An 8,823-nucleotide genomic window follows, 5' to 3' on the forward strand; every position below is an offset into this window, starting at 1 on the left:
GTTATTAAAACTCGTTTCATACAGACTACTTAAATTTTTCCCAATTTTCGTATACGGACTCCCAAGGACCAATATCCTCTTTGTTATAAATATAAGTACACTTAGCCTCCTTGAAATCCTTTAACCATTCTTGTAATGAAATTTTGCCTGTATCAACTCGTTTACCAAAATCTATGATTTCCGACATGGAAGTAAAAGGTTCAAACTCCTTACGATCACCCGGATCAATAGTACCATTTTCCATCCCTTTTACCCATAAAAAAGCAAGTGGCATACTTGCACACATTCCCGTAGGATTCCAGGCAGAAGCACGAAAATTAGTTTCCATAAAATAATATGTACCATCTTTGTCTATCAAGAACTCGACCTCAAAAATGCCGTCAAACCCTATTTCTTTAAACATCGCTATAAGTTTAGCCTCCATCTCTTTGTCCGTAAACATACAAACCTCATGATACGGGCTATAATAGCCTTGAATCAAATATTTCCATTGTAACTGGGTCACAATATGCATTTCCTGCCCATGATTTACGGTATAACCCTCTAAAGCCATTTCGTTCTTTTTGTCCACAAAATGTTGAATCATAATCAGCGGACTAGCTATTTGAGGGATAGCTTCCTTAAGTTCAGTTTCATCCTGACAGATAAATACATCACTTTTCCAATTACCGGAATTGGGTGAAATATCTTTTGTGATAACAGGATACCATAGACCTTGCGGAATAGGGTCTTCTTTTCCTATCACATACGAGTCAAGTACATTAAAGCCATGTTTCTTTGCGAGTTGCTGAATTTTATATTTATCCATAAATTCATTAACACGCCCTGCCCGACCGGCATTAAAGGCTGTGAATCGGTCTTTCCATTCATCATAATGTAAATCAAAAAAACCTACTGATTTATCATCTGAAAAAACAATATATGGTTTATGAAGTTCGTCAAAATGGCCATACTCTTTCATCAACAATTCGTAACCGTCCTCAACACTGTCCACACGATGTAGCTTAGAGATATACTTACTAAAAGTAGCTACCTCATATCTACGTTTTACAGAAATATAAATAGGATTAACCCCCATTGAACCAAAACTACGAATCTGTCCCAAGGGGTTGTAATGTTCCAAAGCAAACACTATACATAAGTGCCCGTTAATTGTATTATTCATTCTATTTCTTAATAATATTTGCTAAATACATTAATTCTTCACAACCATACCGTTGATCAATGGTAATCGGTATCATATAGCGTGACAGCCAATACTCAACAGTATCAGCAGATAATTCTTCACATATATAACTCCACCAATGCCCCTGAAAATGCTTCGCTTGCTGTAATTTCAACAGTAACCCATCATCTTCCACAACCAATGGATAAACCATAGGAATAGTATCATTGTCATAAAAGCGCGTAGCATCAATCAGGTTTATATCACCAAACAGTTCATCAGCTTTCCGAAAATTCTCTCTACGCCTGGTTTTAATAAAATCATAATCCGTTCCGTCTAATATAGTACGAGTTAATTTAGACATCCTCATCACATCCTCCGTATCAATTCTATGTTCATTGATACTACGAGACTCATACCCCTTACCTTCACATCCATACTCAATACGTTGCAACAGAAAAGCAGCGGTATCCGACGAAAATCCTTGCGGATATTCTTCCGCATATTTATGAGCATCTTTTCCTATCACATACGCCCCATCGGGTACGCCTATAAATTTACGGCAAGAATATACATTCATTGCATTAGCAAGGGGGGAGCAATAAAAAGCCTGACAATTGTCTATAATAGCATTCGGATAAGAAATGGAAAGAATTCTCATCCTCTCTTGTGACATTATCCCATAATAATTTACAAAAAGTACAGCATCCTCTTTTTTAGCATAGAGATCTATAGGATTGAAGTTCTTGTCTATATGATAATACCGTATTTCTTCCCCTTTTTGTTTCAAAAAAGAGCCAACAGTATCACATTGATAGTACGGTAACCAGATAATCTTAGCTCCTGTTACCCGAAATGCATGCCAAATTGCAGCCCTACCTGTATTCAAACGAATCAAATCCTTTTTCCGGGAATAGAACTCTTTTCCTTGAGAAAATTGAAGTTCAATAAAACTGCCTATTTCCATTATTCCTCTCCGATATCTTTCATTGATCTGATTTCAGAGTCAAGTACTTTTGGAGCTCTTATAGAATCATCGGGACGTTGAAAACCAAAAATAATTCCAAGAGTCTTATACAATACCTGCCAATCCAGTTTCAAAGACCAATTGCGTACATAATATAAATCAAGTTCCGCCATAGCTCTACGAGTAGAAGATTCACCCTCGTGCACAGCTTCCCAGCCTGTAATACCGGGACGCATAGATTGTCTTTCCCGCTGTTCATCCTCAGTCATTACCAACATTTCCTTAGGCAATATAGGTCGAGGACCGATAAAAGACATTTCCCCTTTCAGAATATTCCATATTTGGAAAAGTTCATCCATATTAGTAGCCCGAATAACTTTTCCCCATTTCTTAAGCCTCATTTCATCAGATAGCAAGTTACCATTCTCGTCATATTCATTTGTCATCGAACGAAGTTTGAAGAGAATAAAATGCTTGCCTTTATACCCTACCCGTTCCTGTTTGAAAACAGGAGAAGCTTCAGGAGATACTATTTTCACAAAAATAATCCCTACCAACAACACAATTCCCCCTGGCACAAACAAAAATAAGGCCAATATGAAATCCAAAATCCTTTTTATAAACTTATTCATAACAATCAAATTCTACGAATCCCTGTTTCAAAAGCTTCGGCATACTTACATCCAGCCTGACTTCCTCTCCAAGCTGCAAGCCCTTCCATTGCTTCATTACTACGAGGATGGGGATATGGTCGCATTACTCCTCTATACATACTCAAAGCTTTAATTTTAGCATCAATGCCATCTTTACCTATTTCCACATATATATTGGGACGAAAAGCATTAAAAGCCGTATTTAAATTCCAATCAGTGGCAGAACCAACTTCCATAAACCAAAATTCAGATACAGGCTTTACTTCAGGACGCCTTTGAAATAACCGTATAGCTTCCTGACAAGCCAATGATGTCTGTAAATGGTCATTATTAGTATCAGAAGAATGATGTGTGATAACTATATCCGGCTCTGTCGCTCTGATTGCATTTTCTATAAACTGCACTAATCTAATATGAGGAACTGTATTCATCTCAATATTAGGAAAAACACCCTCAAATTTCTTACGGATACCCAAAAAATCAGATGACGAGTTCAAATCCGCATCCAATTCATTATCTTCCGGTCGGAAAGCACGCGCTTTCGCTTCCGTACACATTATACATATATCTACAATGTCACCATTCTGCGTCCATTTACGGATAGACGCACCTGCACCCAAAACCTCATCGTCCGGATGAGCCACTACTATCAAATATCTCATTATTACAAATCACTAAATAATTATTTCAAAAAATCTATCATTCTTTTCAAAATACCCATCAAATCGTGTTGCGATGTCCACCCCAATGCTTTCAACTTATCTACATTCAACCTCAATTTAGTTTCAAGGGCATATCCCATATTATCTTTCAAGTCAAATAAAACTTTAATGTCAGGGTTAAATTTCTCCCTAAGAATTTCCGCCAATCCTTTAGCCGAAACATAAGTTCCTTCATTAGCAACATTATAGGCTTCTCCTGCCGCACCTTTCAATAATATATAAAGAATAGCGGATACGCAGTCTATCGTATAACAATACGGTCTCGCCGCTTCACCCTTTGTATGCAATATTATATTCTCACCTTTTGCAGCTAATCTACAGAACTGAGCTATTATTCGATTATCATTTTCAGAAATACCGGCACCTGTAGTCTGCGTCAACCTGGCGATTTTCACATTCACTCCATACTGTGCCGCATATACACAACATAGATTTTCAGCCGCCCGTTTTGCCATTGGATAACAGCTACGAACAGCCATCGGATTTAAATACCCTTGTACATCTTCCGTTATTTGAATTGAGCCATCAGAAATAGTACCATATACCTCTAAAGAAGACAAATACACAAACCCGTTTACCTGTTTGTTTTTAGCATACTCCAATAAAGCTTCTGTACCCTTATAAATTATCTGAAAAGTATCAACAGGATGTTCTATAAAATATTTACTGGAAGTAGGTGCCGCACAATGCACAATATAATCTACCACCCCTACCATATCATAATTAAAAGTCGCAATGTCGCATTCAATAAACGTTATAAAAGAAATTTCCTCGGTATCGAATATTTCCTTTACTTTCATTGTACTGCGTACAGGCGCTATTATAGAAATATTTCTTTTCAATGCCAATAAGCAATGAACTAAAATAGATCCTATTAATCCTGTAGCACCGGTAATAAGAAATTTCTTATTACTCAAATCATTGGATAGTTCAAAAGAAAGAACAAATTCTTGCAAATCCTGTTTTACTTTCAAATTCATATCAAAAACCAAATATCTGTTGATTCTCATGCACTTCCACCATTGCCCGGAAAATAAAAAAATCAGTTGGTGTAGTAATCTTAATATTCTCCATCGGACCGATTATGGTATTCATCGTATGTCCATAATAACTCATCATCGTACATGAATCTATAAAATCATGTTTTCCCTCTTTCAAAGCACTCTTATGGGCTTCCATTATATCGCTCAATCTAAATGTTTGAGGAGCCCTTGCTATTAATGAATGACAACGAGGGGGTATATCTAACGAACCATCTTCTTTTGTCACAACAAATGTTTCTGTCGCGGGAATACATGTAATACAGTTTCCTTTTTCTTGTACAGTTATAATGTTATCGGTTATTGTTTGTTGTGTAATTAAAGGACGGACTCCATCGTGTATCAACACATTCACATTCCCATCACCATTCAATCTTGCCCATTTTTCTACTGCACACAGTCCGTTATAAATACTATCTTGCCCGGTTTCGCCACCCGGAACTATATCAACAACTTTTGTAATCTCAAATTTACGGAGTTGTTTTTTAAGAAATGGTATCCAAGGCTCAATGCATACAACACAAATAGCATCAATATCAGAATGCGTATCAAATAGTTCAAGAGTAAAAATTATTATAGGCTTCCCCTGCAATTCAAGAAACTGCTTTGGTTTTGATACAGTATTCATCCTTTTGCCAGCTCCGCCGGCAAAAATCATAGCTACATTCATTGTTCTCGATTTACATTAGTCAAATAGTATACACCTCTATATGTTGTATATGGCTCATGCAGATTGATATACTTTACAACCCCATATCTTGAAGCCATATCAATCGATAAATTCTTAGGTATAGCCATGTAATCTCCATAAATCATTTTCATGTAGTGGTCATAACCTGCCGGTATTTTAACTGTTATACCTTCAAAAACAGCATCTGTAGTATCAAATATACTCCGTTCATACAAACGAAAAAGTCCCTTGAATGACGATATTGTTTCTTTTACATATTTGGCATCAAAAAAACCATATTGCACCATTTTTGCCTCATGTTTTTTCCATATTTTATATCGTGTTTTAGGATTTCTTACCAGCCCAAGCAGTATCTTCACCGGCAACTTCAGCAATTTTCCCTGATTGTCCGGTAATCGTTGAGCATTAAAAACAGAATACATAACCGAATGATATATCTGCAATCCTCGCCTGAATTTAGAATCCGGACATCCTTCAAACGGAATAATATCAATATATACGCCATGAAATATATCTTCGTTTTCCGAATGCCTGTTTATATACGTTGTTTGAATATCAACTAAATTCATTGCCGTATGATGATAATTATTTTTTTCGTCAGTTCTGACCAAAACATATCGTTTAGTATCTGCCACCTTATGCCATATACTATACAACCTTTCATAATCTTCACGAGGCAGAAATACATCCAAATCATCATCCCATGGAATAAATCCTTTATGCCTGACAGCTCCCAACATAGTTCCCCCACCACACCAGTAAGTAAGATCATTTTCTTCGCATATCTGTTTAAAGTAGGTAAATATCTCCAACAGTTTCATCTGAAGCTGGCGAATAGAAACACCATTAGATATTTCAAAATTTTGATATTGTTTAAAATTATCCATTTATCTCACTTTATAATTCTAACAACAATGGCACTTATAGATTGATAAAATCTGTACCATAGCACTTTGGTTATAGAAACATTAAACGGCATCAACTTCATGCGCTCATAATCTTTTTTCAATTTCCGACATAAATCGGTAGGTTTTTTCACTATATCACGTAAATCATCATAATACGAATGCCCGAAATTTGCCCCTACTACATTTGTTCCATGCTGTCTATAGTAAATTGTTGGCGAGTCTAAAAAATCATAGATACCATTTTTTATCAATATATATTCAATCCAATTATCATGGGCACCCTGTACTCCCTCAAATTGTCGATATGGTAAAACCAGCTCTTTCGCTGCTTTATTAAACATTTGCGTACATCCGTATGAGGCATGCCTATTAGTCCATTGTTTGTAAAAATCATACACATATTCCGGATGTCTGTTGTCCGCTTTCCACAATGAAGGCATCAACATATTAAGTTTTGAATCTACAACCGTTAAATCCGTAAATACACCAACCCCTTTCTCATTACCATATTTCTTTTCAAGTTCCAATAACTTGGCTAATGTTCTTTCAATCTTGTCGGGCATCCAAACATCATCCTGATCACTAAACATATAATAATCAGCATCTACATGACTTAATAAATACATAAATGATTTTCCCGCACCAAGATTACACGGCATGTCACTCATTAAATATATTTTATCAGGATATCTTTTCACATAATCATTAAGAATGTCCATCGTCTTATCCTTAGACCCGTCATCCCTAATGTACAATTGCCAATCAGTAATGGTCTGTGTAAAAAAGGAATCTATTTGTTCTTCAAGAAAGTCCTGCCCATTATATGTAGAAAGTAATATCGCAATCATAGATTAACCATTAATTAATGTTTCCAATAATTTTACCTGATTACCAAGGGCATTCTCCGGATACAAAGCCGATACTTCTTCGAAACTCAATATATGACCTTTTACCCTATGGCAGAACTTCGTAACTTTTTCCACCGCATTTTCTTCATGATACCCGATATTTAATCCTAAAGGATATTTCTCAATCATCTGATATTGATTATCTTTGGCAAAATAGAAATTTAGTATCGGTCGCCCTGTTGAAAGCAATTCCAACATTTTACTCGGTGCTTGTAACGTACTAATATTGCCAATATTCACTAATATGTCATATTCATTACATATCATCTCATCATACCGATCTCTACCTACAAAATAATTCCTGGTAATGACATTAGATATATATTTCTCTATTATATCTTCACATTCTCCTTTGTTGACAAACAGGTCAAGTCTAATACCATTTACTTGAGACATAACAAATAGCATAAACTCCGGATTTCTAATCTTCTTATATAATGCACCAGCATATATTAATCTTATTAAAGGAGAGTTATCTACATGATACTGATTTTTTCTAATATCACTCAACGGAAAATAAAGACAATGCGTTTTGGCAAGATTAAACTTAAAGTTATTAAGCGCAAAGCAATACATTTCCTCAGAAAAAAATATTGCATCTGCTTTTTGATAGATTAATTCCTCATTCTTCCTATTTTTCTGTTTCCACCACTTCTTAAAAAGTTTATATTGATAATAGACATAATTCTCTGAAAAAGGATCATATATAAAAGCAATATAGTTTATATTTTGATATGTCTCTTTAAATCTGGAAACTGAGAATTGAGGGAAAAAAGTGTTTGAAACAGCAATAACAGTATTTATTTCTATTTCTTCCGATAATTTCTTAAGCTCCCTATAATACTCTGTTATTTCCCATCTTCCCGATGTTGGATAACAGAACTGTGTAGTAATCAATTTGTATATATTGCAGCAAAATAAGACTATTTTATTAAGCCATATAAATCTCGATTCATCAATATTTTTATTACATTTCAAAATTACCCTATGAATAAAACTTGAAATATATCTAATTTTATACTTTCCATCCGGCACTATATCCGTCTTGTATGTTTTGGTTATGATATAAAAATTATACTTATCTTTTAGTGCTTGAACATACTTATCTACACATGCAGAAGGAGCACCCATATCCGGATGGTACATAGTACTCAAAATAACTATGTTTTTCTTCTTATTACTCATCTATAAAACACTGAATATTGTTTTAAATTCCTTGAAAGAATCTGTATACACAGAGTTTGTAAAACGATCTATATATACATATATTGTTATAATGAAATAAATCAACAATAATAAATATCGAACAAGACTATTATTAAATCCCCTATAAGTTATAGGAATAGTAGCCATTGAAAAAATACTGAAATAAAAGCCCAATCTTGAAATTAAATGAATAATTGTCGTGAATGGATAAATCAATGCAGATATTGTTGACAAAAAAACTAAATACCTGGGGCCATTTATTGTTTTATTACTTCCGAGGTAATATGTAGCTACAAAAAACGGAATAAACTCAAAAAGCATTCTTATTCCGATTTTGTTTCCTTCTTCAAGAGCATATTTAGAATCATAAATAGAAAAAGCATCAAGTACCAATAAACTACCTAAAAAATCATTTATCAATGAACTACTTAGAATACTTAAAACAAAAATTCCAACTATGGCAACACTTGTTGTTTTTCCTATTCTCTTAAAGGGATATCTGCTAAAAAATAAAAACGGGAGTAAGATCAACGCCGTCTTATGAAAAGAAATGGATATTAAAG

10 protein-coding genes are annotated in these 8,823 nt (G+C 34.7%); all 10 read right to left on the minus strand.

What is annotated here, in order from left to right; translation table 11 throughout:
- Positions 1-25: 25 nt before the first annotated feature.
- Positions 26-1,165 (minus strand): biotin carboxylase, encoded by a 1,140-nt coding sequence (locus tag QZ327_RS07150; protein ID WP_294618307.1) that lies wholly within the window; start codon positions 1,163-1,165, stop codon positions 26-28.
- Between the two features lies 1 nt (position 1,166).
- Entirely contained in the window at positions 1,167-2,132 is a 966-nt protein-coding gene (locus tag QZ327_RS07155; protein ID WP_294618309.1) for a hypothetical protein, read from the minus strand.
- A complete protein-coding gene (locus QZ327_RS07160; RefSeq protein WP_294618311.1) occupies positions 2,132-2,764 on the minus strand; it encodes a sugar transferase in 633 nt (210 codons plus the stop codon). Before QZ327_RS07160 ends, QZ327_RS07155 begins: the two co-directional genes overlap by 1 nt.
- 5 nt (positions 2,765-2,769) lie before the next feature.
- A complete protein-coding gene (locus QZ327_RS07165) occupies positions 2,770-3,447 on the minus strand; it encodes a PIG-L family deacetylase (RefSeq protein WP_294618313.1) in 678 nt (225 codons plus the stop codon).
- 20 nt (positions 3,448-3,467) lie between these two features.
- Entirely contained in the window at positions 3,468-4,487 is a 1,020-nt protein-coding gene (locus QZ327_RS07170) for an NAD(P)-dependent oxidoreductase (RefSeq protein ID WP_294618314.1), read from the minus strand.
- A gap of 1 nt (position 4,488) precedes the next feature.
- Positions 4,489-5,217: a 2-C-methyl-D-erythritol 4-phosphate cytidylyltransferase gene (locus tag QZ327_RS07175; protein WP_294618316.1), complete on the minus strand. Its 729-nt coding sequence runs from the start codon at positions 5,215-5,217 to the stop codon at positions 4,489-4,491.
- Entirely contained in the window at positions 5,214-6,125 is a 912-nt protein-coding gene (locus tag QZ327_RS07180) for a phosphorylcholine transferase LicD (RefSeq protein WP_294618318.1), read from the minus strand. Before QZ327_RS07180 ends, QZ327_RS07175 begins: the two co-directional genes overlap by 4 nt.
- A gap of 5 nt (positions 6,126-6,130) precedes the next feature.
- Positions 6,131-6,994: a glycosyltransferase family 2 protein gene (locus tag QZ327_RS07185; protein WP_294618320.1), complete on the minus strand. Its 864-nt coding sequence runs from the start codon at positions 6,992-6,994 to the stop codon at positions 6,131-6,133.
- 3 nt (positions 6,995-6,997) lie between these two features.
- Positions 6,998-8,239 (minus strand): hypothetical protein, encoded by a 1,242-nt coding sequence (locus QZ327_RS07190; protein WP_294618322.1) that lies wholly within the window; start codon positions 8,237-8,239, stop codon positions 6,998-7,000.
- A partial coding sequence (locus QZ327_RS07195) for an EpsG family protein (RefSeq protein ID WP_294618324.1) occupies positions 8,240-8,823 on the minus strand: 584 nt, incomplete at its 5' end.

Source organism: uncultured Bacteroides sp., from assembly GCF_910578895.1.
In the GTDB taxonomy this organism is placed as follows: domain Bacteria; phylum Bacteroidota; class Bacteroidia; order Bacteroidales; family Bacteroidaceae; genus Bacteroides.

Coding starts and splice junctions, on each gene's coding strand:
- QZ327_RS07190 (WP_294618322.1), bottom strand. CDS start 8,239: ATGAGTAATAAGAAGAAAAACATAGTTATTTTGAGTACTATGTACCAT.
- QZ327_RS07165 (WP_294618313.1), bottom strand. CDS start 3,447: ATGAGATATTTGATAGTAGTGGCTCATCCGGACGATGAGGTTTTGGGT.
- QZ327_RS07170 (WP_294618314.1), bottom strand. CDS start 4,487: ATGAATTTGAAAGTAAAACAGGATTTGCAAGAATTTGTTCTTTCTTTT.
- QZ327_RS07155 (WP_294618309.1), bottom strand. CDS start 2,132: ATGGAAATAGGCAGTTTTATTGAACTTCAATTTTCTCAAGGAAAAGAG.
- QZ327_RS07175 (WP_294618316.1), bottom strand. CDS start 5,217: ATGAATGTAGCTATGATTTTTGCCGGCGGAGCTGGCAAAAGGATGAAT.
- QZ327_RS07160 (WP_294618311.1), bottom strand. CDS start 2,764: ATGAATAAGTTTATAAAAAGGATTTTGGATTTCATATTGGCCTTATTT.
- QZ327_RS07180 (WP_294618318.1), bottom strand. CDS start 6,125: ATGGATAATTTTAAACAATATCAAAATTTTGAAATATCTAATGGTGTT.
- QZ327_RS07185 (WP_294618320.1), bottom strand. CDS start 6,994: ATGATTGCGATATTACTTTCTACATATAATGGGCAGGACTTTCTTGAA.
- QZ327_RS07150 (WP_294618307.1), bottom strand. CDS start 1,165: ATGAATAATACAATTAACGGGCACTTATGTATAGTGTTTGCTTTGGAA.